At 49.2% G+C, this 25,233-nt stretch carries 20 protein-coding genes and 2 tRNA genes; 13 read left to right on the forward strand and 9 right to left on the reverse strand.

The features are described 5' to 3' along the window. Window positions 1–709 precede the first annotated feature (709 nt). A tRNA-Leu gene (locus BCY86_RS00715) sits at window positions 710–791 on the reverse strand. A 121-nt stretch (window positions 792–912) separates the two neighbouring features. Between BCY86_RS00715 and BCY86_RS00720 the strand changes: the two genes are divergently transcribed. Beyond that, window positions 913–1,887 carry a phosphoribosylaminoimidazolesuccinocarboxamide synthase gene (locus BCY86_RS00720; RefSeq protein WP_075275989.1) on the forward strand — a complete coding sequence of 325 codons (975 nt, stop codon included), beginning with the start codon at window positions 913–915 and terminating at the stop codon, window positions 1,885–1,887. Between the two features lie 6 nt (window positions 1,888–1,893). Beyond that, window positions 1,894–2,190, forward strand: coding sequence for a phosphoribosylformylglycinamidine synthase subunit PurS (purS, locus tag BCY86_RS00725; RefSeq protein WP_245776238.1), 297 nt, complete (start codon window positions 1,894–1,896; stop codon window positions 2,188–2,190). On the opposite strand, the gene fabI is transcribed toward purS, so the two are convergent. From fabI to BCY86_RS10420, 3 genes are all read right to left on the reverse strand, one after another. Beyond that, complete coding sequence (gene fabI / locus BCY86_RS00730) at window positions 2,133–2,936, reverse strand: enoyl-ACP reductase FabI (RefSeq protein ID WP_075275990.1); 804 nt, start codon at window positions 2,934–2,936, stop codon at window positions 2,133–2,135. The two genes, purS and fabI, sit on opposite strands and share 58 nt — an antisense overlap. Window positions 2,937–3,202: 266 nt before the next feature. Continuing rightward, window positions 3,203–3,352 (reverse strand): hypothetical protein, encoded by a 150-nt coding sequence (locus BCY86_RS09515; RefSeq protein WP_156864956.1) that lies wholly within the window; start codon window positions 3,350–3,352, stop codon window positions 3,203–3,205. Window positions 3,353–3,412: 60 nt separating this feature from the next. Beyond that, window positions 3,413–3,547, reverse strand: a complete 135-nt coding sequence (locus tag BCY86_RS10420) for a hypothetical protein (RefSeq protein WP_275935832.1) — start codon at window positions 3,545–3,547, stop codon at window positions 3,413–3,415. 625 nt (window positions 3,548–4,172) lie between these two features. Here BCY86_RS10420 and BCY86_RS00735 point away from each other — a divergent pair. The 7 genes from BCY86_RS00735 (at window position 4,173) to BCY86_RS00765 (ending at window position 13,744) form a co-directional block, all read left to right on the forward strand. Continuing rightward, the gene (locus tag BCY86_RS00735; protein WP_075275992.1) at window positions 4,173–5,480 is read left to right on the forward strand and encodes a TolC family protein; all 1,308 of its coding nucleotides are present in this window, start codon (window positions 4,173–4,175) and stop codon (window positions 5,478–5,480) included. Between the two features lie 2 nt (window positions 5,481–5,482). Continuing rightward, the gene (locus tag BCY86_RS00740; protein ID WP_075275993.1) at window positions 5,483–6,865 is read left to right on the forward strand and encodes a TolC family protein; all 1,383 of its coding nucleotides are present in this window, start codon (window positions 5,483–5,485) and stop codon (window positions 6,863–6,865) included. Further along, window positions 6,862–7,857 carry a DUF3575 domain-containing protein gene (locus BCY86_RS00745; protein ID WP_075275994.1) on the forward strand — a complete coding sequence of 332 codons (996 nt, stop codon included), beginning with the start codon at window positions 6,862–6,864 and terminating at the stop codon, window positions 7,855–7,857. The genes BCY86_RS00740 and BCY86_RS00745 overlap by 4 nt, the downstream gene beginning before the upstream one ends. 23 nt (window positions 7,858–7,880) lie before the next feature. After that, complete coding sequence (locus BCY86_RS00750) at window positions 7,881–9,035, forward strand: efflux RND transporter periplasmic adaptor subunit (protein WP_083604087.1); 1,155 nt, start codon at window positions 7,881–7,883, stop codon at window positions 9,033–9,035. Between the two features lie 24 nt (window positions 9,036–9,059). Next, on the forward strand, window positions 9,060–9,344 hold the full coding sequence (locus BCY86_RS00755) for a hypothetical protein (RefSeq protein ID WP_075275996.1): 285 nt from the start codon (window positions 9,060–9,062) through the stop codon (window positions 9,342–9,344). A gap of 138 nt (window positions 9,345–9,482) precedes the next feature. Beyond that, window positions 9,483–12,617: an efflux RND transporter permease subunit gene (locus BCY86_RS00760; RefSeq protein WP_075275997.1), complete on the forward strand. Its 3,135-nt coding sequence runs from the start codon at window positions 9,483–9,485 to the stop codon at window positions 12,615–12,617. Continuing rightward, window positions 12,614–13,744: an efflux RND transporter periplasmic adaptor subunit gene (locus BCY86_RS00765; RefSeq protein ID WP_075275998.1), complete on the forward strand. Its 1,131-nt coding sequence runs from the start codon at window positions 12,614–12,616 to the stop codon at window positions 13,742–13,744. Before BCY86_RS00760 ends, BCY86_RS00765 begins: the two co-directional genes overlap by 4 nt. Window positions 13,745–15,023: 1,279 nt before the next feature. Here BCY86_RS00765 and BCY86_RS10425 read toward each other — a convergent pair. The 3 genes from BCY86_RS10425 to BCY86_RS00790 form a co-directional block, all read right to left on the reverse strand. Continuing rightward, a complete protein-coding gene (locus BCY86_RS10425) occupies window positions 15,024–15,617 on the reverse strand; it encodes an MFS transporter (protein WP_083604088.1) in 594 nt (197 codons plus the stop codon). Further along, window positions 15,583–15,981: an MFS transporter gene (locus BCY86_RS10645; protein WP_075276003.1), complete on the reverse strand. Its 399-nt coding sequence runs from the start codon at window positions 15,979–15,981 to the stop codon at window positions 15,583–15,585. Before BCY86_RS10645 ends, BCY86_RS10425 begins: the two co-directional genes overlap by 35 nt. Window positions 15,982–16,642: 661 nt before the next feature. Beyond that, the gene (locus BCY86_RS00790; protein ID WP_156864957.1) at window positions 16,643–17,035 is read right to left on the reverse strand and encodes a hypothetical protein; all 393 of its coding nucleotides are present in this window, start codon (window positions 17,033–17,035) and stop codon (window positions 16,643–16,645) included. A 531-nt stretch (window positions 17,036–17,566) separates the two neighbouring features. On the opposite strand from BCY86_RS00790, the gene BCY86_RS00795 reads away from it, so the two are divergent. Genes BCY86_RS00795 through BCY86_RS00805 form a run of 3 tightly spaced genes read left to right on the forward strand, consistent with a single transcriptional unit; the run spans window position 17,567 to window position 21,666 of the window. Beyond that, window positions 17,567–18,226, forward strand: a complete 660-nt coding sequence (locus tag BCY86_RS00795) for a lytic transglycosylase domain-containing protein (protein WP_075276005.1) — start codon at window positions 17,567–17,569, stop codon at window positions 18,224–18,226. 27 nt (window positions 18,227–18,253) lie between these two features. Further along, window positions 18,254–20,218, forward strand: a complete 1,965-nt coding sequence (gene nadE, locus BCY86_RS00800) for an NAD(+) synthase (RefSeq protein ID WP_075276007.1) — start codon at window positions 18,254–18,256, stop codon at window positions 20,216–20,218. A 56-nt stretch (window positions 20,219–20,274) separates the two neighbouring features. Next, window positions 20,275–21,666, forward strand: a complete 1,392-nt coding sequence (locus BCY86_RS00805; protein WP_216636023.1) for a GDSL-type esterase/lipase family protein — start codon at window positions 20,275–20,277, stop codon at window positions 21,664–21,666. 56 nt (window positions 21,667–21,722) lie between these two features. On the opposite strand, the gene BCY86_RS00810 is transcribed toward BCY86_RS00805, so the two are convergent. Then, the gene (locus tag BCY86_RS00810; protein ID WP_075276010.1) at window positions 21,723–23,276 is read right to left on the reverse strand and encodes a GDSL-type esterase/lipase family protein; all 1,554 of its coding nucleotides are present in this window, start codon (window positions 23,274–23,276) and stop codon (window positions 21,723–21,725) included. 64 nt (window positions 23,277–23,340) lie between these two features. On the opposite strand from BCY86_RS00810, the gene BCY86_RS00815 reads away from it, so the two are divergent. Further along, window positions 23,341–24,810, forward strand: a complete 1,470-nt coding sequence (locus BCY86_RS00815) for an MBOAT family O-acyltransferase (protein WP_075276012.1) — start codon at window positions 23,341–23,343, stop codon at window positions 24,808–24,810. Between the two features lie 248 nt (window positions 24,811–25,058). On the opposite strand, the gene BCY86_RS00820 is transcribed toward BCY86_RS00815, so the two are convergent. Then, window positions 25,059–25,131 (reverse strand) — tRNA-Ala (locus BCY86_RS00820). Between the last annotated feature and the right edge of the window lie 102 nt (window positions 25,132–25,233).

A 25,233-nucleotide genomic window follows, 5' to 3' on the forward strand; every position in this document is an offset into this window, starting at 1 on the left:
AAAAGATTATACATTGAATGTGTTGCGCGCATCAATCATACCAAACTTGATCCCTTGTCCTATCCAGTGATCGACTATTCTTGCAAATGTGTTTTGATTTTCAAAGTTCGTTAAATAGGTGTGAATATGATCCTGAGTAGTTCAGCTCTTTGAGATGAATGAACAAGTCCGCATCATACCAAATAATTACGTGATCGAAAGACGGATGTTGATAGGGCTGTTGAAAGTCAGTCACCCCCTTCCTCCCTTTTCGATTCCAGAATGACCACATAGCATCGACTGTGTCGACTTTATGTGAATATCTCTTGTAGCAAAATAATGCTTCCACAATTTTTGATTGGCTTTCAATCAGAGAACAGCATAGCCCTGCCTGCTGAGGTATACTTTTAAGAGCATCCGATTATAATGTTGAATATAAGCCCACTTATCATTGGCGGGCGATTAGAATGAACTTATAAGCGTTCGATAAAGCAGCTCCTATAAAACCTCGTTCTGTTCCTACATAAAGTTGTCTTTTGGCTCTGCCTTGCTTAATATTCAAAGAGATGCTGTCCCTTTCATGGCTCCCTCAGAAAGAGATAAGGGACTTGTTGTCTCGTTGTCAGAGGGACAAGCGGACAAACATCCTTCCCTGCAAAGTATTAAAAACAACAATGGTAGTAAGGGAAATATTTGTAAGTAAGGCTAATATGAATAAAGGAAGGAAGAGTGCACGGGAAGGGAGTTGAACCCTTACGCCTTGCGGCGGTGGAACCTAAATCCACTGCGTCTGCCAATTTCGCCACCCGTGCAAATCCACCTCACTCTAGAATAGAATGCGCAATGCGTCGAGCTTGAACTTTGACAGAGTCTCCTAGCGATGAACTTGAAGTTACGCTATACTTTTCTTCTTCTTAATCTGAAGGAGTAGCTTTGATCGCTGAAGATATTTTGCAAAAAGCCTTACAGGATCCTTTTGACAAGACACAATGTGTAGGTCTGGGACTAAAGGTCGAGGGGAAAGTGCGAGACAGCTACCACCCCCAAAGAGGGCTGCGGTTGCTAATCGCAACGGATCGTGTTAGCGCTTTTGACCGAGTTTTAGGCTCCATCCCCTTCAAAGGGCAGATTTTAACATGCCTTAGTTATTGGTGGTTTCAACAGTTGGCATCTCTTGTCCACCATCATGTACGCCGAATGCCTGACCCGAATACACTTGAGTGCATCGAATGTACCCCTCTTCCTGTTGAGATGGTGGTTCGCCGTTTTTTGACGGGGACCACTTCCACCAGCATGTGGGTTCATTATCAGGCGGGAGAACGTGTTTTTTGTGGCTATGTGTTGCCTGAAGGGCTTCGTAGAAATCAGCGCCTTAATAAGCCCCTATTGACCCCTTCCACCAAAGCTCCTGCGGGTCAGCACGATCAAAGCTGTTCGCGAGAGGAGATCCTTCGCCAGAGCGGCTTGCCCGCGGATGCTTTTGATGAGGCTGCAGCCCTTGCTATGTTGCTCTTTGAAGCGGCTGAAAAACGATGCGCTGAAAGCGGTCTCTTGCTTGTAGATACCAAATATGAATTTGGACGTACCCCCGACGGAAAGGTCGTTGTGATCGATGAAATCCATACGCCGGATTCCTCTCGCTTGTGGAAAGCCGACAGCTATGAAGAACGGTTGAACGCGGGTGAGGAGCCTGAGTCTTTGGATAAGGATTTCATCCGCCATTATTTCCAGACCCAAGGGTTTCATGGAGAAGGGCCTATCCCCCCCTTCCCTGATGCCATTCGAGTAGAGGCCGCTAGGCGATATGTACAAATATTCGAGCAACTCACAGGAGTACCCTTTGAACCGAACACAGAAAATCCGCATACACGTCTTCAGAACAACCTCGCACCCTACCAACAGAGATAACCATAAGTGATAAAAGCGACTATCCTTGTTCGATTAAAGAGAGAAGTGCTCGACCCCCAGGGCGATGCAGTCGGGCGAATGCTTGAAAAGTTAGGATTTCAAGAGGTGAAGAGGGTTCGTGTCGGTAAACTGATCGAACTTGATCTGGATGCGCATCGGACTCAAGATCGAGAATACCTCCTGGCCCGATTGATTCAAATGGCGGATGGACTCTTAGCGAATCCAGTGATGGAGACGTATGAAATTCAGGTGGAGGATTCAGGATCAATGGATGGAGGGATAGGTGGCGCTCCTAAGGCATGATAGCCCCCATCCACATGGATTATTTCTCCTGTAGTGGATGAGAAAAAATCAGAAAGGAGAGCGCACACAGCTTTCGCTACGGAATCCATATCTTGATGCCCCCATCCGAGCGGAGCTTGTCCCATCCAGCTCTTTTCGAGTACAGCAAATCCCGGTATGGCTTTGGCGGCGATTGTCGCTAGGGGCCCTGCGGCAACGAGATTGACTCTTATTTTTTTTTGGCCTAGTTCGCGGGCCAGGTAGCGTGTACAGGATTCGAGCCCCGCTTTGCACACTCCCATCCAGTCGTAAATCGGCCAGGCCAGACGACTATCGAAATCAAGACCTACGATCGATCCCCCTTCTTTCATGAGAGGTACAACAGCTGCTGCGAGCTCTTTAAGGCTGAACGTTGAGATTCGAAAAGCAGTTGCTACGCTTTCCCAGGGAGTGTTCAAAAAGTTTCCTCCCAATGCATCTTCTGGTGCGTAAGCGACGGCGTGGACTGCACCGTGAAGGACCCCCCACTTGGTTTGGAGGGTTTCTCTGAGGGCTGCGAAATGTTCGGGTTGGCTTACGTCTAACTCAAGGATATCAGGGACGGGAGAGAGCCGCTTGGCGCTTTTTTGGGTGACCGACATCGCTCGACCGAAGCTTGTCAGTAGGACTTCAGCCCCTTGCTGCTGGGTAACTTCAGCAATTGCATAAGCGATCGAACGGGGGGTTAAAACGCCTGTAATTAATATTTTTTTATTCGCAAGAATCATGAAAATTCACCCAGTGATTGGGTCGGAAGTCCCTATCACAATAAAGGTTGCCCTTGTGTACAGGGGAACCAAAGATAATCTTTATCAGCTTGTACTGCGTCATAGATGTGGGAGGCAAGAGAATCTAGAAAGATCATGATTGTGGTGTTGGGATGGCTGGCTGCACCGACCGGTTCCAGAGTGTATTCGGATTCGAGCATAGGGTGGCTGGTTTTCTGCTGGTAGCTAACGAAAGGGTTGGGTGAGATGGCCAGGTAATTTTCTTTTTAAGGTGGTTTGGGATTCATCTGTTGCCAGAGCCGGACGGCATCTTGCGTGTTGGGGCGAAATGGCATTCCGCTTGGATCTTGTCTCAGCGGGTTGGGAACAAGCTGCATGGTGACGAGCTGTTTAAGCGATGCCGATTTTTCGGGCAACTCCCAGATCGCATCGAGCGTATTTGCTTCGACATGAATCGTTTGAGTTGCAGCAGTCCACTAGGGAGCGAGAGGGACTTCGAGAGGAGAAGGAGGATGGATGATGAGATCCAGGGGTTCGGTGGTTGGGTCGAGAGGTCTTTGGCCGGTCGGGATAAAAAGCGGATAAGGCTTGGGGGGGGGAGAAGAGGCCATACCCTTTGAATGAAAAACGATGCGTGGTGTCGGAATTCAGATACACTGCATCCGTAGAACAGGAGTCCCATGTGGTTTTGGCTGTGCGGTAGCGCTGCTTCCGTCACCTCGCGCTGAGTCAAGAAGGGAAGTAGTTGATCTCGCTTCCCTTCTGCTTATAATTGCAAATTACCAACGTTCCAACCCTTTCGGCATCTTGTAATGACGCTGCACGACTTCATTCAGTTCGCTGAGAGTTGCAGTCGTAGCTTGCTGAGATGTCATCACTTCGGTAAGGATCAAGATCTGTTAGATCTATTCTGTGAGTCCTCGTTGAGGTGTCAAGGGGGAAGTGAGAGGGAGAGATGATGTTGAGGGGGAAAAGTGTATGAACCGAAATCGACTTATGGTAAGGGTACTCTCCGCACAGCACCGCCCCTATCAGATTTGCTTGGAACAAGACTCCCTTTCTTTTAAAGGATCTGTAGCGCCATGGAAGCCTCTTCATAACGAATGTGGCTGATTGTTATACTTCTTTTCTTCTCTAACTTCCCGAAAGAGGCTAACAGCAGAAGAGTAAATTGTCTTGATCGATTGTGGATTCTTGGCATTCAACAGATAGTCTCTGAAGGGTTATGGAACACAGATGAGCAGTCGAACCATCGGCTTTCTTTTGATTTGCTTCTTTCTCCCTGCGTATTTTGCATGGGGAGGGGAACGAGAACTGCCCGAAGAGTGGACTCTCCAAGAGATGCTTTCTCTTTTCCGCGTTCGTGGTTTGGATCTGCTTCTTGCCGACGCTGCTGTGCTCAAGCAACGAGGGGAAGGGATCGCGAGCGCAGCGCTTTCGAACCCTCAAGTCAGTTTTGTAATCGGTCCGACAATCAACCATGTCAAAGAACCTGGGTGTAGTGGCTGCGTGCGTGAAAATATTGCGTGGGGGATTTCTGACCAAGGAGCCCTCAGTTCTCTTCTCACGGGGAAACAGGCACTCAAAAAAGGGATTGCTCAGGGTGCTCTCTGGGCGATGCAATGGTCCCGTCGAGATGCCCAGCGGCACTTCGAATTTATTCTTAAGACGAATTATCACGAGCTCGCTTCCGCTCAGCAAGAACATGCCTTTTTGAAGGAGCTGCATCGTAGTCTAACACAGTTGGTTGCCCTTTATCAGGCCCACTACCCTGGGACTATCGATCGAGCTGAGCTGGATCGGATGGAGATAGAAAAGCTGGAGGTGGATCAGGCCCTGGTGGACAGTCAACAGCAGATCAGAAAAGCGCAAGTTGAACTTGCTCAACTCCTTGGTGTTCAAACACAGATCCCGTCTTTTCGGGTAAAGGAGTATTCAATCCCTCACTGGTTTGCTTCTTTGCTGGAACCAGAAAAAGAACAGGAGTTGCTTAAGACTGCGATGAAACGTCGACCCGATCGATTCATGCAGTCTGCTTTGTTCGCAAAGGCGGTGACGGCGCTTCATTTGGGAAAACGGGAGCGCATCCCTGAAATTGAGCTTGGGATGGGATTTAATGGGATTGGATATGGACAGGATGCACCGAGTCCACCGTACCTCGCGGCGGTCGTTTCCACTTCGATCCCTGTCTTTTATCAGCGGCAAGGGGAAATTGAACGAGCTGCAGCAGGATTGCAAGCGCAGGCGATCGAACAAGCGAAGAACCACGCGCAGATTGTATGGGAAGTCCATGCTGCTCTGGTCGCTTTTCGTGCCTTCTATGAACGTATGGAAAGAATGCGTTCAGAGATGATTCCTTGTGCAAAGACAGCGAGAGATCGCGTGGAGATGCAGTATAAGCAGAGAGCGGTGAGTCTCATTGATGTGTTAGATGCCCAGCGGCAGTACATCAAGACCCATTTTCAGTATTTGGAAGATGTGCAAGCGTGTTGGAGTGCTATGCATCAAATAGAATATGTGGTGGGGATAGAGCTTGGGGAATGAGGATGTTCCTTTCTCTTCGTTCGAGTAGCCAGAAAACTGTATGGAGTTGGGCAGGGATAGGTCTCTTTGTACTTTCAGCTCATTCTATTTGGGCAGAAGGGCCTCCTCTCGCTGCGGTTGCTCCTCCTCTTCATCAACCATTGCAACTCTCTTCCCCTCTGACGCTCAATCAGGGATTGCAGCTGTTTCGTGCCCGCGCTTTCGACTTAAGATTAGCGGATGCGCAAGTCCAGGTGGCGCAAGGGGATCGAAGAGCAGCAGCTGCAGTTGCGAATCCGAGTTTCTCGGTGCAGGCGGGGCCTACCTTCAATTACAATCCAAACGTGGAGGGGTGTTCGGGATGTCAGCCTTATGCGGTGCAGTGGGATGCTTCAGACAATGGGGCTTTCCATTCTTGGCTTTCGGGGAAGCGAGGATTGCGAATCCGATCGGCTGAAGCTGCACTCGGGGCAGCCAAGTGGAATCGGGTAGATGTGCAACGAGTGCTCGAAGCTCGATTTAAGATCCAGTACACTCAGGTTGCATGGGCCAAAGCAGCGCTCGATTTCTCAAGAGAGCAACAGAGCAGTCTAGTCCAGACGGTAAAGCTCTATCGGGCCCGTTTCCCTGGGGTCATGGATGAAGGGGCGCTTGCTCGGATTGAGCTGCAGAAACTTGAGTCTGACCAAGCGGTTACCACCGCTTGGATGAATTATCGTCAGGCTCAGTTGGGGCTCGGTTTTTTACTTGGAATGCAAGGAGAACAGCAAAAAATTGAAGTGGAACAAGATATGTTGACATTCCGGCCGATCCGATCCCTTCAATCTGTGTCTGAATCCGATCTAATCACGCGGGCGCTGACTCATCGGCCCGATCTTCAATCAATTGGATGGGAAAGGGCTCGCGCTCTCTCTGAACTAGAACTTGCCAAGCGTGAGCGGATTCCTGATATTGCTTTGATCACGCAATATAGTCAGCTTGGACAAGGTCAGAATGGAGGGCAGCCAATGAGCATTAGCTTCGGTATTTCTCTTGAATTGCCTGCTTTTTATCAACAGCAAGGGGATATTCAGCGTGCTCGTGCGGATGTGAAGACGCAGGAGCTCTCTCAGGCCAAAATCGTCTCTCAGGTGGTTGCTGAAGTGACCTCTGCATGGTCTGTTTACCGTACTGCTTGTGAGCTTGTGGAACGGATGAAAAGCGAAATCTTAACGCGCGCGAAGGTGATTCGAGATAATGTCCATTACCAGGTGACGAAAGGGATTGCGGAATTGGCTTTGATCGATTTTTTGGATGCGGAACGAACTTATATTGCTACGCATATGGATTATCTCAATCAAGTGATGGCTTACTGGACAGCGGTCTATCAGCTTGAACAAGCGATTGGGGAGGAGTTAAACGAATGAAGAAAGGGCTCCTGATTTGGCTGGGGGTGGTGCTCGGGATTGGTTTGGGGTTAGGGGGGGTGTCTCTTCGGCAGGCGAGGGCTCTGGATGGAGGGGGGGATGCTTCCTGTTTGCAGGATGCAGGGTGCACTTCTCCAGAAGAGGGGGGTGCGGGGAATGAGGACGAGGAGGAATTGTCTTGCGAGGCTGGGATTTGTCCTACGACCACGCCGGACAATTGGGGATGTGTGGTAGGGGCTACTCGATTGTCGAGATCGGGTGATAAAGGTGTGGGAGATCTCCTTCTAGCAATAGGGATAGGACTTCTGCGGCTTAAGTCTATCGTGTCAAAAAAGCACAGAGGAGGGGGAACCTGGCTGTGGGCCATCTTGGTTGTTTCTTGTGTGATGGGTTGGCGTAGGCTTTCGTGGGCAAAGCCTGCTTCGAACCAGAATCCAAAGGAGGGCTCTTCTGTGGGTCAGGAAAGGAACTTGGTCTTTTCTATAGAGGACGAGGAGGAGGAAGAGTTGAGAAGGCGATTTGCTCTTTCGTATAATCCATTTACGCTTCTCCTGACTCGGGTTGGTCTTAATTTGGAGGCTCTCTTGATTTCCCATCATGGATTGAATCTGACTTTTTTCTATGCGTCTACCCTGACCAACGAAGATTCGCATAACAATCGGTTCCAGGGGGTAGGAGGAGAATTGGGATATCGCTATTATACAGGGGAGTGTGGGCTTCGAGGTCTTTACGTTGGACCTTCGCTTCTCTTAGGGATATATAATGCAATTCCTCTTGTTGGGGATCGGATTCCTTATTGGAATGTGGGGGGGGCACTGGACATCGGTTGGCAGGCGATTGTGGCCAATCGGACAGTTGTGGGGGTGGGAGGGGGGATACAGTATACAGTCCCAAGTGAGAAATTCCCCGCTCAGGAACTCCCAGCTTCTGTCTATGCGATTGAAGGGTTCCGTCCGAGGTTTTTGATGGCGTTCGGTTTTGCATTCGATTAATTGGGTTGGTTAAGTTGTTGTCTATGAGCCGAAAATGGTGTCGCAGGAGTGACTTTTTCTTGGGTACATGGTGGTGGCTTGTTGTTCTGTTTGCTTGTAAAGGTGGGGAAGGGGTAGCTATTCAGTCTTCATGGGATAAGAATGGGGTCTGGCTTACAGAGAGTCAGATGCGGGAGCACCAGGTTGTCCTTTATGACGTGGTTGAAGTTGATTTGGAAGAACCGATTAAATTGACTGGGCGAGTCGATTTTGGTGAGGAGCGGATGGCTAGGGTCCTCCCACCGTTTGCTGGACGGGTGACTCGGGTGGATGCACAATTGGGTCAAACTGTTCAATCAAAGCAGCGCCTTGCTGTGATCGAGGCTCCGGAAATGGTGGTGGCTTCGTCGGATTGGAAGAAAGCCAAGACGGAGTGTTTGGTTGCAAAGCGAACCTATGAGCGTCAGCGTGTGCTATTTGAGCAACAAGCTGGGTCTGGAGTGGCTTTTGAGTCTGCTGAGGATCAGTATCGCAAGGCGGTTGCTGAGCAGGATAGGGCTCGTCAAAAGGTTTTGGGATTTCAGTCAGTTCCCGCTTCTGGGGGGATGGCTCAGGCTTATTCTTTGATCTCGCCGATAGCTGGTCATGTAGTGGGGCGCAGTGTCCGTTCTGGTCTTGAGGTACAGGGGCAGTATGGAGGGGGGCAGTCCGTTCCGCTGTTTACGGTTGCGGACCTTGGGCAGGTGGCCATTTTTATGAATGTGCCTGAGCGTTTGATTCCTGAGGTGAAGAAAGGAAAGGGGGTTCGTGTTGTGGCGAGAGGATATCCAGGGCACGTCTGGGTGGGGAAGGTGGATTGGATTTCGGATGTTCTTGAGGCCCAAACTCGTACGGTTGCGGCACGATGTTTGGTGGAGAATCCCGATCATCTGTTGAAGCCTGAGATGTTTGTCGATGTCCAGGTACAAGGGAGGCACGAGTTGGGACTTTGGATTCCGTCCGCTTCGATCTTGCATTTTGGGGAGCATGTGTTTGTTCTGATCAAGACGGATGAAGGGGTGGGGAAGGTTTTTCTGCAGCCATGGCCTATTGGTGTGAGGGATGGGGAATTGAATGGGGGTGTTCTTGTCGTTCGCAACCTTTCGAAGGGGCAGCAGGTTGCGGCGGGTGGGGTTTCGTTTCTTTTTCAGTCGTTTTGATAGGAAGACATTAATGGGATATAATTGGGTCAATCAAACAAAAAAAACGCTCGCTGGGGATCAAGTGAACGAAGGGAGGAGCGAGACGGTAGAGGGTGGGATAGAGCCTCGCGTGGAGAAGGGCACCCTACAGGTGAGGTGGCAGGGGCGCTTCCCCAACTCGCTTCGCTCAAACATGCAACCCGTCCGCTGTCATCTGTAGGGATAACCCTTCTCAGCCCCTCCCCCTCCACACGCTCTCTCCTGTCATCCCCCCTCCACCCCAGCTCTCCTCTCCATCCTACTGCCCTTTTTCGTCCCTCTTCATGAGTGAATGTTCTTCGTGGGCTTGAAGTTGTTTGTGATTTGGTTGGGCTTTGTTGGGTTAGATTTTTGGTGACGAGTGTTTTTTTGAGCGATGGGGTCTTGCGTCGCGCTGGATGATTGTGTTTGGAGTAGCAATCAGCGATGATTCAACAAATAGTACGCTTTGCTTTAGAAAAGCCGTTTCTTGTTTTGATTGCGGTTTTTTCTCTGATTGGGATGAGTATTTTGGCGCTGATGCGGCTTAATATTGAGGCTTATCCTAATCCTGTTCCTCCTCTTGTAGAGGTGATCGTTCAGCCTGAGGGGATGAATGCTGAGGAAGTCGAACGGTATATCACGGTGCCTCTTGAGATTGGGCTCGCGGGGATGTCTGGTTTGGATCGCATCAGTTCTCAATCGATTTTCGGGTTGAGCGATGTTAAATGTTATTTTAAATGGGGGACAGAGTACGCACGCGCGCGTCAGGAGGTCATTAATCGCCTTTCTTTTGTACAGTTGCCTAATCAGGTTGAAGCACAGATTTCCCCGTGGAATGCAACGGGGGAGATTTTCCGATACCGTATAGAGGGGAGGGGATATACCCTTGAAGAGCTCAAGACGGCGCAGGACTGGATACTTGAACGCCAGTTTAAGCAGGTGCCTGGTGTGATCGATGTGGTTGGGTATGGGGGAAAAATTAAACAATATCAGGTACAAGTCGATCCTTATCTTTTGAAAGGGCGCCATGTTTCCTTGGGTCAACTGCTGGAGAGCATCGCCAATGCCAATCAAAATGTGGGTGGGCAGCGGTTGACGTTGGGGGAGCAAGTGTACGATGTGCGTGGAATTGGTCTCATTCGGGGGATTGAAGATATTGAAAATATTGTAATTTCGGCCTCTCAAGGGGATCCGATTCGGGTTAAAGATATTGCTCGCACCCAAATCGGGCATGCTCCGCGATTAGGGATGGTGGGGTTCGATGATCAATCCGATATTGTTCAAGGTATTATTCTCATGCGTTATGGGGAGGCTGCCTTGCCTACCCTTAAAGGGGTGCATGCGCGGATTGAAGCGATTCGTCAGAATCATGTCCTCCCTCCTGGAATGGATATCATGCCTCTGTACGATCGTGGCTCGCTGATTCATCTGACGACGAAAACGGTCTTTGAGAACCTTGTGCTCGGAATGGTGCTTGTCGCAATCGTGCTGTTCTTGTTTTTAGGAAATGCGCGTGCGGCTCTCATCAGCGCGCTCAATATCCCTCTTGCACTTCTATTCGCGATTTGTGGGGTGGTTGGGTTCAATGTGTCCGCGAATCTTTTGTCGCTGGGGGCTGTCGATTTTGGAATTGTCATCGATTCTACCGTCATCATGGTGGAAAATATATTCAGGCATGCAGGTCCACACACGAAGGGGACGATGGCGGAACGCATCTTAACAGCAGCTCATGAAGTGGCCTCCCCACTCGCCTTCTCTACCCTGATCATCGCGGTTGCGTTTTTGCCTATTTTTAACATGACGGGTGTGTCGGGAGTGATTTTTTCACCGATGGCCCATACCTATGCGCTTGCGATCGCGGGGGCTATTCTTCTGGCATTGACGCTAACCCCCCTTCTCATGAGCCGGTGGAGTCTTCCTCTTGCTACGGAGAAAGAGGGGCCTTTGATGGCTTTTTTGCATCGGATCTACCGGCCTTTCTTTGAGGCAGCCATTCGGAGGCCCAAGCGAGCCCTCTGCCTTCGAATAATTCCGATTGTTCTGTGCGGTGTCCTCTTTCCATTTCTCGGTCAGGAATTTATGCCTCAGCTAGAAGAGGGAAATTTATGGGTGCGCGCCTCTCTGCCGATGTCCATCAGTTTTGAGCAGGCCTCTAAGTATGTGGAACAGATGCGTGCTGTAATCTGGGGTTGTCCAGGGACGTCAGGGGAAGTGTGTGTCGAACAAAATCGGAAACATCCGGAGGTGACTCACGTCATCTCTCAGCTGGGACGTTCGGATGATGGGACGGAAGTGGCTGGGTTTTACAATGTTGAATTTTTTGTCCCGCTTAAACCGTTTGAAGAATGGTCGCGTGGGTTGACGAAGTCCAAACTGATTGAGCAGCTCAGTCAAGAACTCTACCAGACGTTTCCCGATGTGATTTTCAATTTTTCTCAATGTATTAAGGACAATGTGGAGGAAGCGCTTTCAGGGATTAAAGGGGAGAATTCTGTGAAGGTGGTCGGGACAAAACTGCATGTGAATGAAGAATATGCAGGAAAGATTGCGGCGCTCATGAAGACCGTGAGAGGGATTAAGGACGTTGGGATTTTTCACACACTGGGTCAGCCCGATGTGAGGGTTGTACCAGATCGTGTGGCCTGTGCGCGGTACGGATTGAATGTTGGAGATGTGACCTCAGTCGTTCAAACCGCAATCGGAGGGAAGGCGGTAACGCAGGTGTTTGAGGGGGAGAAGCGTTTTGATCTGACAGTGCGCTGGCTGGAGCCCTACCGATCTTCACTAGATGCGATCCGAGCCATTCATGTGACCAACCCTGATGGAGCCGATATTCCGCTCGGCCAGATTGCTGAAATTTCCTTGCAACAGGGGCCGAGTCTGATCCATCGGGAGAATGGATTGCGTTATACACCTATCAAATTTTCCGTGCGTGATCGGGATCTTGCGGGAGCGATTGCGGAAGCTCGAGAGAAAATCCGTTCTCAGATCGCTCTGCCCTATGGTGTGAGGTTAGAGTGGGGCGGAGAAATCAATGAGTTGCGGAGTGCAGAGGAACGATTGAAAGTAATTATTCCGCTTACTTTGTGTCTGATTGCATTTCTTACATATACCGCGGTTAAAAATTGGTTGGACACGCTGATCGTTCTCATTGATATCCCTGTCGCGTGTACTGGAGGGGTTCTCGCGTTGCTCGTGACGCGAACCCATTTTTCCGTCTCGGCTGCAATGGGATTTGTGTCGATTTTTGGGATTGCTATTCAGGATGCGATTTTATTTGTGACCTATTTTCAACGTCTGAGGGAAGGGGCTGGCTTACCGATTGTGGAGGCGGCTCGTGAAGCCGCTGAGAAGCGATTTCGGCCTGTTCTAATGACGACATTGGTTGCAACGCTTGGACTCCTCCCTGCTGCTCTGTCGAATGGGATAGGGGCGCAGTCTCAAAAGCCTATGGCTATTGTAGTGATAGGAGGCTCTTTGATCCTCGCGTTGTTGACACGTGTCCTTCAGCCTCCACTACTCGTAATGGCGCATCAGTGGCTCGAATCTTCTTCTGGGAAAAGGTTGGTTCCTTCATGAAGCGGGATAAGCTTTATGCGGGTTTGGTAGCGTTGCTCGCTTGTTGTAGCTATAAGTCTCTGGTTGCTCCGGAAGGAGATAAGCCCCTGGAAGGAGAGGTCTGGCTGACAGCGGATCAAGTCGAAAAAAGTCACCTCCGGATTGAGGCGGTGGAAGAACGGCCGATTGTGAAGTGCCTAGTCGCTTTTGGACGGATTGCTTTGGATGAACAGCGGGTGTTGAAGATCTATCCCCCTCTTGCTGGACGGGTGACGCGTATTCATGTGAAGTTAGGCCAGCATGTGAAGAAGGGAGATCCTCTTATTTCGATTTATGCTCCTGATATGGGGGAGGTTTCCTCTGACTTGATCAAGGCAAAGTCGGAGCAGCTGCTTGCTCAGAAGGAGTATCAACGCCAGAAGGATTTGTTTGCGCACCATGCCACGTCTGCCCAGGAGTTGGAAAGTGCAGAAGGAAATTATCAAAAAGCGGTCGTAGAGGTAGAGCGCGCAAAGCAAAAAATGCTGCTTTTCCAACGTTTCCAGCTGGACACGGTAACTCATACTTACCTGGTGCGGGCACCTATGGAAGGAGACGTCCTTGCCAAGGCAGTGACTCTAGGAATGGAAGTCCAGTCTCTTTATGGGGGAGGTGATCTTTCTGAACTTTTGGTGATCGGCTCAACAGACCGAGTATGGCTGATTGCAGATTTGTACGAACAGGACATATCCGTGGTGCGTATGGGAGATGTACTCAACGCGATCCCTATGGCTCTTCCGGATAGACAGATTCAAGGGCGTATCGAATGGATATCCCAAGAGGTCGATCCTGTGACCCATGTCCTCCATGTGAGGACCAGTTTTGCAAATCCAGACAGAGCGCTTAAACCGGAGATGACAGTGCGTGTAAGAATTCAGGCGCAGGAAAAAAGAGCCTTGGCTATCCCATACCGTGCGTTGTTCCGTTATCAAGATCAGGCGATCGCTTTTATGCAGGTTGGTCAGACTTCGGATGGGCGCTTTCGGTTTCGTAAGGTACCTGTGGAAACAGGGGATTTTGACGATCAATGGATAGCTATCCGAGATGGGCTAGCAAAAGGTGCGCTTGTGGTTACGGCAGGAGGAGTTTTGCTCCTACCAAATCTGTGATCGCCCTGGTTTCTAGGATTCGGTTTGACAGGAAACAGTTTTCTTCAAGCCATCTTAAAATAACTTGCCATTTTATATGGATCGTGGTGGTTTGATTAATTTCCCGAGAGGATATTGGATTTCTTTGTTCGTGGCAATTCTCCTAATGTCATCTTCGTCCAGCACAGGGATATTTTGAGAGTTGCTTGTGTGGGTGATCGTAAGATTTAATTCTTGGAGTGCTAGCATCGAACGGAGTAATTGAAACAAAATTTCTTTATCCGTTATATCGACTGTTATCTCGAATTGCTTGAGCCGTGGAAAACAGAGTAGGATCCAATTATTGGTTCGATGAATGTAATCTCCTAGTTTAAGGATTTCGAGTTGAGTAAATTTGGAAAATTCTTCTAAAGATTTCAGCTCTATGTTTCCAATTGAATGACTGATAAAATGATTTAAGTGTGGAAGCATTTCCCGAATTTGTTCTACATGTTCCCTTTTCCAGTCATTGTCCGTTGAGATTTCCAGTGTTTTGAGAGCATGGATATCCCGTAAATAGTTGAGTGTTTCTTGCGTAAAAGATATTAATTTATTTAATAGCGTGTAAATCTCTCCAGGAACTACTGTGTTCCAGGATCTCCTCATGGGGAAAAGAACAAATGGTTATTCTTAAATGGGGAATAATTCATTGCGTTCCCTTCCTTTGAGTTCTTCTTGTTGCTGTAGTGCTTTTTCTAACTCTTCTCCAGAAAGACTCGTTTTTAATGTTAGAGTAGGCCAAGAATAATGGTCTGTGGCGTTTAGTTCTTGAAGCATCTATTCGATAGCCGCGTCTACGGGAGTACGTATCTCTTCGTCTTGATGCAGCTCCTAGAGTGTTTCTAGGTTGTCTTTTGCCAAGACAAGGATGAGTTCTATTGTGGCTCTTTATAATTCCATAATTCCGATAAAAGCGAAGTCCATTTGGATTCTACCCTGGGACTTGCATATTGTTGTGAGTCCCACGCAGTAGAATCAAAAGGATGTTTCTGACTATCAGTTCCGTCCTACAGGTGGGCCAGGAGGTGAATCGCGAGAAAGGTTCCTGTTGGTCTTATCCTCTTTCCCTGCTGCATCTTCTACCTCCGTAGTTAGAAAAGCTATTTTTGGCCACTTCCTTGGGAGGAAAATTAGAAGGGAAAAGTGTAGATCGTTTATGTATTTTTGGTTAGTGGTTTTTTGCATTTATTTTTGGTTTAAATTGTTTAATTATATTGTACAATGCATTTTTTGCGTACAGTTTTGAGCGAAAGCAATGCGATTAGGGAGATGATTGCTCCACAGGTAAATAATAAGCTTGGACCATCTCCGAGCTTGTTTTGTTGATCGAGTAGGCGATCAGCATAGGAGTAGTCCCTCCAAAGAGCGGTCCGTTGATGTTGATGACGATGGAAATGGCTGAATAGCGAATGGGGGTAGGGAAGGATTCGGTCATGATGACAGCCAGAGGGCCAAGATAGATGCCAACTGTTGATAGAGGTATTTGAGCCAGCAGTACATCGCTCATCGAGTGAGAGAACGTCGGCCACGTGAGTGGGATTGTTCCTATCAGTAGAAAGAGGCAGGCCCCTATCAGGACGGGCTTTCGTCCTGTGCGATCAGATGACCACCCTCCTAGGCAGTTTGTAACCATCAGCAGGATTAAATTGATAGTGTTGATAAGAAAGGCAGAGCTATTGCTGAGTCCGACGATTCGTATGAGGTGGGTGGTCATGTAGACGAGCAATGTATAGAGACTCAGATCATGTGGTATTATGACGAGGACAGGCGTGAGTGCCTGTTTGCGGTGGCGCAGGAAGATCTGTCGAGGAGGATGGACTTCAATAGTACCTACTTGGTTTAGCGAGATAAGCAGGGGATTCTTCCATCTTACTGCGCATCATAAATCCAACTAAGCCAATGGTCGTTCCAAACAGGAAGGGGATTCTCCATCCCCACGAAAAGAGTTGCTCTGTTGTCAAAAGAGCGGAGACGAGGATAGCCATGATGGATCCAGCAATAAATCCGGATAGACAACTGACTGCTACTAGACTCCCAATCAAACCTCGGTTCCGGTTTCCTGCGTGTTCTGTGACGAAGGTAATCGGACCTCCGTAATTGCCCCCCACAGAGGCCCCTTGCAACATTCGTATCAGGACGAGCAGGATCGGTGCTGAAGGGGACCGACTTGCTGGTAGGTGGGAAGCAATCCCATGATGGTGGAGGGGAGGGTCGTACATAGAAAATGGTCATCAGCATAGCTTGCTTACGTCCAAAGCGGTCACCAATATAGCCAAAGATAAGCCATCCGAGCGGCCTTACGAGAAAACCAGCTGCGAATACCCCGAGGGAAGAAATGACCTCGTTCATCGAATCGGTTGAGGGGAAAAACAGTTTCCCTAGATGAAGGGAGAAATATCCAAAAAGGGCAAAGCCATACCGTTCGAATATGCTCCCGATCAAACTGGTGATGAACATCCGAATGCGAAAAGGAGTTATCATATGGAGACAACTACTTAACTTGGCACTAGGTTAAGCTAAGAATTTAAAAGTTTTCGTGATGTCGAGCGCATAGACGACTCGCCAGTGATAACTTGCTTGGGTGTAGCCATCCTAGGTCCTCTGAAATCTCGGCTGGGAAGGATGGGTAGTTCCAACGAGGAAGTTCAATTGACCCATGGTCACATTTGTATTCTGTTCGGATGGAGAAGCCATCAAATGGTTTATTTTGCTGTTTTCTGCGAAGAGCGGCTTTTCACTCGACCTCCCTTTTCTCAGAAGATGTGTGCTTGAAGATGGTAATGATCAAGATGGGTTAGCATAATGAAAAGCTTGTAAGCAGTAGAACGGGGTGGGCGTTTGGATGCTTGCTTCAACTCAGGTAATCGAACAGGTAAGTGATCAGTCCTGTCCCTTCCCAGAAATGATTGTCCATTTTTTGAGGACAGACCTCCCCTGCTTTTTCTGTTGGGATATAGGGGGGGGTGGTTGCGGTTGAGTCGTAGATGTCGAGGATTTTACCGAGTCAGTCGATAGCATGGGGTCGATAGCTAGCAGGATTACTTCCGTATCTCCCTGTTCAGGGGCTTTGAACGCGATGTGTTTCCCTATCCATCCTGTTCTGCTTCCCACATTGATGGCTTTATCAAATGACTGCTGTGTTTCTGAGAACAGCCGATTGAGCGCCGAACTGATGATAAACGTATCGATGCTCGGTTTCATGAAGGTGGCGCCTAGAGGCTTGTAGAAGAGCATGTCCATGTCCTTGTATCGAATAAAATGCGTTCCTGTCATGCTAAATCCCAGCTGATCAGCGGAGAAGGCAGCCAGCTCCCGCTGGATAATCGGGTGGCTGCTCTGGAGAAATTATTTTGGATTTTCACACATCGACAGAGGAATAATAACGCATTTCCTGAAAGTCTTTATCCAGAATGACTGCAGGTATTCCAACATAGGTGACCTCAAGGTCAATTCCACTGGTTAGTGGTAGATTCTCCTGATGGAGTCATCATATCCGGTAAGTATTCTACATCCTTTTCTTGAGTATAAGAACCTTGATTGAGCGTATTGCCTCCATCGTCTGTTCATGCGTAAGTCGAGACCATCTCCTCTTTTTCAAAAGTGGAACTGCGTTCGTTCTTTTGATTTCCACAGGCTCCTGCGCATAAGATAGCAAATAGAAGGAAGGGAGTCTTCCGATTAAGATGAGGGTTTATATACTTTTCCTACCGTTCAGATCTCCTTGTCAAGTCTCTGTCCTTGAACTTGATAGGGGCGCAGGTGTTCTACTTGTAAAATGGGAGGAGATGAGGCACAATTTGCCTCATGCGGTGGTGGGTTGTAGCTTATGCTTTGTTATGGATCCCAGCTGATCTCCGAGCGAGCATTGTGTACTATCGAGATAAGGAAGGGGGAATTCACTTTACTAACCTTGCTAATCACAAAGATCATGGGAAGCACAAGGCTCATCATCACTATCCTGCTCACTCTGGCTCGATCCAGTTGAGCAAGGTCGAGATTGCACCGATCGCGCTGACACAAATTCCTCTTTTATACCGCCAGTGGATCGAGGAGGCCAGTCGATTGTATCAGATTCCCCAAGAACTCATCCATGCTGTGATTCAGGTGGAAAGTTATTATAACCCTCATGCTGTAAGTCCAGCAGGGGCCCGTGGGCTCATGCAATTGATGCCTGCAACAGCGAGAGAGATGGGGGTGCGCGATATCGACCATCCTCGGGAGAACATCTTCGGAGGTGTCCGCTTTCTTCGGATTTTAGCAAATCAATTTGAAGGGGATCTCGAGCGGACACTCGCCGCTTACAATGCTGGGCCTGGATCTGTGGAGTGGCATGGTGGAATCCCACCGTATGCGGAGACGATCGCTTATGTTGCTAAAGTGAAACATTTGTATGAGCGAGCTCGGAAAGGGGTCGGCTCTCCCTCGGTTCCTGTGCAAGGGGTTGGGCTTCCCGATCAGGCCTAAAGGATAGATGGAAAGGCATCAGAACAGATGAAGCTTGTCCGCCTTGCCGTTGCGAATGTCAACACAACCGTGGGAGCCGTTCGCTCTAATGTGGATCGCGTGGTGGAGCTCGCAAGGAAAGCTGTTGCTCAGGAGGCCGATCTGGTCGCTTTTCCCGAGCAAGTCATTGGAGGATATTCTCCTGAGGATTTGGTTCAATGGCGTGGATTCATTGAGGCTCAATGGGAGGGCCTTCTGCGTTTGGCGGCCCTAACATCGGATCTGCCCCTCGCTCTTGTGGTGGGAGTCTCCGTTGCGCATGAAGAGTTCCTGTACAACACAGCCGTATTCCTTCGTCAAGGGGTTCTATGGGGCTTGGTCCCGAAGGAAAAATTGCCTGGCTACCATGTCTTTTATGAACCTCGCATGTGGACTCCAGGTCGTCCGGGATTGTTGACCCGTGTCCGAGGGGTTCCCTGTGGTGATCTTCTGTTTGAAGGAGATTTTGGCCTTTTAGCGCTCGAACTCTGTGAAGATATCTGGTCTTCGGAAGGGCCTCTTCGCCGTCGTTGTTATGAAGGGGCCGAGATTGTTGTGAATCTTTCGGCATCCCCCTATCGGATAGGGATAGCAGATGCTCGGCGAGAGCTTCTTGCTGTCCGCTCTAGAGATTATTATACTACTATTGTTTACACAAATGGGGTAGGGGCCAACGATGGACTTATCTTGGATGGAGGAGGTTATGTCTGTCAGAATGGGCGGGTGGTGTTAGAAGTACCTCGTTTTCAAGAGGGGGTTCATTCTGTTACGGTAGATCTGGAAAGTAGCCGTCGCCTCCGCCACCAGAATACGGTTTGGCGTCTTGACCGGGAGCAAGCACGCCTTCGAGATGCATCTCTTCTTCCACATCGCATTCAAGTCAAGGAAATCGAAGGGATGCAAAGTGGGAGGAAACACGCTTACCCTTTCCCGTCCCATCGCCATTTTTTTCTTCCTCCATGGATATCTGAAAAAAGAAAGGACGCTCGGCAGGAATTCTGTGAAGAGCTGCTCGATGCTCTTACCTTAGGACTAGGGGATTATTTCGAAAAAAACAGTTCTTTTCGCCAAATTGGGGTAGCTCTTTCGGGTGGTAGAGATAGCCTTTTCTGTCTCATTTTGGTCCGTCGCTACATTGATAAACGGTACGCCTCGTGGAGTCAGAAGGAACGGGATAAAAAGGCGCAGGAAATCGTAAAGGCATTTTTTATGCCTTCTACTTACTCTGGGGAAGTCAGCAAGCTTGTCGCTATAACTGCTTCGGAAGAGCTGAGGATTCCTCTGGTCGTTCTTCCGATCGATCAAGCTCGACAGCTTGAGTTGCAAGCAGTGCAGAGGATGCTTCAGCCGGAAGAGCAGCTCCCCTCTTTTGTTTCTCAGAATATCCAAGCTAGAATCCGCGCCATGCGGATGTGGAACTGGGCCAATGCGGTTGGTGGTCTCTTTATTCAAACGAGCAATATGAGTGAGAAGGCAGTGGGGTACACAACCATTGGAGGGGATATGGAGGGTTCGCTCTCTCTCATCGCAAACATTCCGAAAACTTTGGTTAATTATCTGCTGATCTATCTCCAGGAAACGTCGTCACTTGTTTGCATTCAACAGGTTCTGTCCATCCCACCCTCTGCGGAGCTCGACATTGGGCAAGAGGATGAGAAAGATCTCATGCCTTTTTCAATCCTTGACGCTTGCTTAGCCTTGTACGGGAGAGAAAAAATGAGCGCTTCAGAAGTTGTCCAGGTGTTGGAGGAGATGTTCCCTGAACATACGCAAGAGACTTTGACCGGATGGATAAATCAGTTTATCTCTCTCTTTACGGGTTCGATTTATAAGTGGGTTCAGGCGCCGCTTAGCCTTCATGTGAATGATTTTGACCTCGATCGGGAGCGTACCCTTCAATTGCCTGTTGTTCAGAAAAAGGAATGGAAAACATCTGAAGGATATGAGCAGGGGATGGGCGTGAGGTGGCTATGAGCTCCACCCGTCGCAGAAAAAACCATAAAAGTTTATGTAGGGGTGGGGGGAATGCAGTGCTATGCGGTTTCATTCTGAGCGCTTGTCAGCACTTTATCCCTGAAGCCAAGAGTCCCCCACCGCCTCCAATCAAAGAGATAGACTCCCGTTTAGAAACCAACGCTGCACCTCTTCGAAGTGGAAATGGCTTGGCTAGCCAGAATCCGAACATGGCTCAGGATAACTCTGATTACTTGGAATTTCCTCATTCGCTGGATCGTTTCTTTCAAGCACTGGCGACCTTGGAAGGGGGAGCTGCAAAGCGTGATGTGTTGATTACCCAACTGGGGGACTCCCATACCGTGGCGGATTGGGGAACAGCAGCATTCCGTCGTTATTTGCAATCTCAATTTGGCAATGGTGGAAGAGGGTTTGTGGCGCTTGGCAAGCCAATGAATGGGTATATTCAGCAGGGGGTGCGTGGGGATATGTCTACCGGGTGGGTGACAGAACGACCGAAATTGGTGCAAGGGCAGTGGGCGGGGGATGGCTATTATGGCCTCAACGGAATGGCTATCAAAACTTCTCGAAAAAATGCTTCTGCTTGGATTGACATCCGAGTGCCTATTACAAGTGTTGAGATCGCTTATTTCAAGCAGCCTCGCGGTGGCCAATTCGATGTATTGATCGATGGAAAAGTGATCGGTCGGGTTTCATCAGCGAGCTCTGTTCGTGGCTCAGGGTTTTTCCCGATGCGGGTTCAGCGATCTTCCTGTCGCGTGCAAGTCAGGACAGTGGGAGATGGTGAAGTGAGGATTTTTGGCGCTACCCTAGAACACACGTATATTGGGATTACGGTCGATGCGGTTGGATCCAACGGTGCTCGCGTGACTACGCCGCTGCAGTCCAATGAAGATCATCTTATGGAACAGCTTCGGCATCGCAATCCAGAACTATTTATCGTGGCTTACGGTACCAATGAGGCGGGGGATGACGTCCCGATTCGGACATACGAGAATCGATTGACGGAGCTTTTTGACCGTATAGCTCGTTCCGTTCCGAAGGCTTCCTGTTTGATTTTATCGCCCCCTGATCGTGTTAAAAAGACGCCGGAAGGGTGGGTCAGTTTGCCGAAAATTCGCGCCATTATGGCTTTTCAGCGGCGGGTGGCTGCATCGCGCGGATGTGCGTTTTACAGTTTGTTCAATGCGATGGGTGGAGCGGGTGCCATCAGAAGTTGGGCAACAGAACTACCCCCGCGTGCTCAGCAGGATGGAGTTCATTTGACGCGGGAAGGGTATGCTCTGCTGGGTCGTAGGTTAGCTTTTTCGATTTTACGAGCATATGGTGCTTGGAGAATGGCTCATGGTCTTCCTCCTCGTTCTCAAGCTCCGGTATCTGTCGCGGAATGGAGGAATTTGAACTACAAAAACAACGAACATAGAGAGCTCACTCTTCTGTCTCAGTAGCCGCCTGCGCTCGATGGATAGAGCGTATGTGGGTATCCTGCCGTCTCTTAAGTTTTTTACGGCCTTTCGTTTTTTGACGCTCGGGGGTTTTGTGGCTTAAGGATCTCTGGAGGCATAGGGGCTTCTGGATGGATGGATGCATAGGCGTGATAGCTTCGGACTAAGGCTCGGAATAGAAGATCTCCTATGATCTGCGCACCTGCGGGGGTAGGATGTGTTAAATCCCCGCTCGCGAGGGCAGGGTTGGAGTTTAACCAGCGTCCCATGGTCCCTTCTCCACCCATCGCTTCGAAGGTGTTCCAAAAAGCGCAGCCGTGCTGAAGGGCCACGCGGCGCTGCGCTTCTACAAGCTTGTAGATGATCGGTCGGGTTCGCAATTTTCCTGTCGGGCTTCGATCTGCGCGATCCATTGCAGAGACAACGAGGACAGAGACCGACGGAGCCGCTGTTTTGATGTTATCCAATACATTTCCAAGGCTCCGTTCATAGTTGGGTCCAGGAGCAGGATCTTCACTCTCGTTGGCTCCGTATTGAAGGACGATCAAGGAGGGCTGGCGGAGGGCGAACTGCTCTTTCCAGTGTTGGACGTTGATTTGTCCGAGAAGTCGCGCTCGAGCTCCATTAGCCCCCAGTGCATCGTAACTGACTCCTGCTTGATCATATTCTAAGACAACGCCGAAGATTCGTACATCCCCTTTTCCTCGTGTCTTGAGGGTTATCGTCCCCTCTTCCGAAGGCACTGGCATGGGATAGATGCGGGATATTTTCTTAGACCCTTGTGTTGAGACGACTTGAGGAGCATTTGCGCTACCCACTATAGAAACTTCAAATTCCCCGCCCCCTGGTTGTTCTAAATAGTAAATGTCAAAATGGGACACACGCCGGCCGAACTGACCGCGCTCGGCTGTCCCAAAAGATGATGTTGCGTATCCTTGGGTGTGAAAAGAAGTCCCCCCTAACCCATACATTCCGTCTTCGATGAGGGGGCCCACGATCCGGTGGGCGATCCAGCCATCGGAAGAGCAGTGCTTGACGTCGTTGTGAAAATACCATGGCCAGGGGTTGGCTGTCAGGATAAACCCATGCCCCGCATCTCCAAAGTGTTCATGAAAGCGACGGCGCAGCGTTCCTGAAACCAGATCGCTGGTGATGATCGAGTCCCCATAGTGTGAGATTCGAGTAATTGCCTTCTTTTCCCCCATTAAAGTGCGGGCAAGGGCTTGGTGAAAGGCAGTGAGCGAATGGCCTGTTGGATCGACAACATCTATCTGGTTTGTCTCTTGTGCGAGCGCCTGGGTCTGGGTTACATCTCGGGTTGCATTCGGCAGAGCGTTGGTGACCTCGGCTTTATTCTCAGACGCACGAAGAGGAAGTTCTCCTACAGTAAGCTGAAGAGGAGAGACTTCTGAAGCTTGTACGGAAGTCTCGTTTTGGATAGGATCTCCAGGAAGAGGCACAATTCTCCACCTCTTGAGGGGGGGGACGAGATAAGGGATCCCAAGCGCAATGAAAAGAACCACCCCTGACCGTACGGCTTTGATGTGAAAAGGCTTAGGGAGGGCTAGATTTTTTTTTTTTGAAAGGGTGGAGAAATAGTTTAAAGCAGACACGTATACCACCCCATGCTACAACATTTTTCTTTCAAAGACAAGGATACTGTTTCAAGGGCTTTTTATGTTATTCAATAGTCCTCTGTATTTCATCTTTTTGGCGATTACGCTAGCTGGCTTTTGGCTCCTTCGACAACGAGCTCAGGCGCGTTCACTCTTTCTGTTGCTTGCTAGCTATGGATTTTATTTTTACGGTACTTACGATGCTGCTTTTTCCCAAGCGCTGCTCCTTTCTGAATTAGGTTGGAGTCTTTTATGTCTTGGGCTTATTTTTGGTGGGAGTACTCTCGATTATCTATTGGGCCGCATGTTGGATCGGACTCAAGAACCACGGACGAGGAAGATCCTCCTCTGGTCTTCTGTAGTCTGCTATATGGGAATTCTCTGTATTTTTAAATATTTCAATTTTTTAATGGATTCTTTTTCGGGCTTGGCTGCAGTTCTGAGAATTCCTGTAACCCCCTTTTACGTGTCGCTTGCTCTCCCTTTTGGGATCTCCTTTTTTACGTTTGAGACGATGAGTTATACCATCGACGTCTATCGAGGTGAGCTGAAGGCAGCCAAAAACTATCTGCATTATCTTCTTTTCGTCTGTTTCTTTCCTCATTTGGTTGCAGGTCCGATTGTGCGCGCGAAGGATATGCTCCCCCAATTTGCGCAGGTGCCTCGCTACCATGAATCATTGCAGTCCCGTGGCTTGTGGTTAATTCTTGGCGGGATTGTGAAAAAGGTAGTGATTGGAGATCTTCTCTCGCTGAATCTAGTCAATCGGGTGTTTGACAATCCAGAACGATTTTCCAGTGTAGAGACGTTGCTTGCCATCTATGGCTATGCTATCCAAATTTATGCCGATTTTTCTGGCTATACCGATGTGGCTTTAGGGAGTTCACTCCTTTTCGGATATGAGCTACCTCAGAATTTTGATGCTCCCTATCTTTCCAGGAGTATTCGGGACTTCTGGCGTCGCTGGCATATGTCATTGAGTACGTGGTTGAGGGATTATCTGTATATCCCGCTGGGTGGGTCGCGAGGGAGAGAGTGGAAGACCTATCGCAATTTGATGATTACGATGCTGCTTGGGGGGCTGTGGCATGGTGCATCCTGGAATTTTGTCCTGTGGGGAATGCTGCATGGGGTCGCTCTTTCAGTGAATCGGTATTGGGGGAAGGTGCAGGATCGATTACCGCAAATTTCTTCAGGTTTTAAGGCGTTTCTAGGAATTTTGTTGACATTTCATTATGTCTGTTTCTGTTGGATATTTTTCCGAGCTCCTACATTAGGACATGCAATTCTGATGTTACGTCGTTTAGTCGTTTGGGAAGGGGGAGTTCTCAATGTTCCTTTATATGTGTTTTTAATTTTGATTGCTGGAATGATCCTTCATGCGGTTCCGGGACAGTTGAAAAGGAGGTTGGAGACTTTCTTTGTGGAGAGCTCTGCTCTTGTCCAGGGGCTCGTCTTAGCGGGTGTCTCGTATGCGGTCTTTTTTGCGATGGCTTCGAAGCCGTCGCCCTTTGTGTATGGCCAATTCTGATCTATCCCGTACCCTTGGAGGTCGCAGGGCCTGGGAGGGGCGAGAGGGGAAGAGGATAGAGAGGAGGAGGGAAGCGAGGGCGGGGTTCTCCGGTAGATGACAGGGGGTATCCCGAACTCACTTCGCTCAAACACAAGACCACCCCTGATCATCCACTTGAAGAACCCCGCCTTCTCCGTCCAGGCTGCCTGTTTCTTTAGATGGGCGTTGGTTTTTTTCTTGAGATGTTGTTGGATAGTAGGCAGGGGTGGAGCAGAGGGGGATCGAACCCCTGGCCTCCGCATTGCGAACGCGGCGCTCTCCCAACTGAGCTACTGCCCCAATTTTATTTTGACTTTCGGCCGATCTAAAGGAGAGTGGTCAGGTGTGACGATACGAGGATCACTTTTAAAGTCAAGCCTATGCTGTGTGAAAATGAAAGGC

This window comes from Pajaroellobacter abortibovis (assembly GCF_001931505.1).
Taxonomy (GTDB): domain Bacteria; phylum Myxococcota_A; class Polyangia; order Polyangiales; family Polyangiaceae; genus Pajaroellobacter; species Pajaroellobacter abortibovis.

What these genes read in the sequence shown, in the direction of transcription:
- fabI (WP_075275990.1), bottom strand. Translation starts at nt 2,936, where the DNA reads ATGATTCTTGCGAATAAAAAAATATTAATTACAGGCGTTTTAACCCCC.
- BCY86_RS10420 (WP_275935832.1), bottom strand. Translation starts at nt 3,547, where the DNA reads ATGGCCTCTTCTCCCCCCCCCAAGCCTTATCCGCTTTTTATCCCGACC.
- BCY86_RS00735 (WP_075275992.1), top strand. Translation starts at nt 4,173, where the DNA reads ATGAGCAGTCGAACCATCGGCTTTCTTTTGATTTGCTTCTTTCTCCCT.
- BCY86_RS00740 (WP_075275993.1), top strand. Translation starts at nt 5,483, where the DNA reads ATGTTCCTTTCTCTTCGTTCGAGTAGCCAGAAAACTGTATGGAGTTGG.
- BCY86_RS00745 (WP_075275994.1), top strand. Translation starts at nt 6,862, where the DNA reads ATGAAGAAAGGGCTCCTGATTTGGCTGGGGGTGGTGCTCGGGATTGGT.
- BCY86_RS00750 (WP_083604087.1), top strand. Translation starts at nt 7,881, where the DNA reads ATGAGCCGAAAATGGTGTCGCAGGAGTGACTTTTTCTTGGGTACATGG.
- BCY86_RS00760 (WP_075275997.1), top strand. Translation starts at nt 9,483, where the DNA reads ATGATTCAACAAATAGTACGCTTTGCTTTAGAAAAGCCGTTTCTTGTT.
- BCY86_RS00765 (WP_075275998.1), top strand. Translation starts at nt 12,614, where the DNA reads ATGAAGCGGGATAAGCTTTATGCGGGTTTGGTAGCGTTGCTCGCTTGT.
- BCY86_RS10645 (WP_075276003.1), bottom strand. Translation starts at nt 15,981, where the DNA reads ATGTACGACCCTCCCCTCCACCATCATGGGATTGCTTCCCACCTACCA.
- BCY86_RS00790 (WP_156864957.1), bottom strand. Translation starts at nt 17,035, where the DNA reads ATGACAGGAACGCATTTTATTCGATACAAGGACATGGACATGCTCTTC.
- BCY86_RS00795 (WP_075276005.1), top strand. Translation starts at nt 17,567, where the DNA reads ATGCGGTGGTGGGTTGTAGCTTATGCTTTGTTATGGATCCCAGCTGAT.
- nadE (WP_075276007.1), top strand. Translation starts at nt 18,254, where the DNA reads ATGAAGCTTGTCCGCCTTGCCGTTGCGAATGTCAACACAACCGTGGGA.
- BCY86_RS00815 (WP_075276012.1), top strand. Translation starts at nt 23,341, where the DNA reads ATGTTATTCAATAGTCCTCTGTATTTCATCTTTTTGGCGATTACGCTA.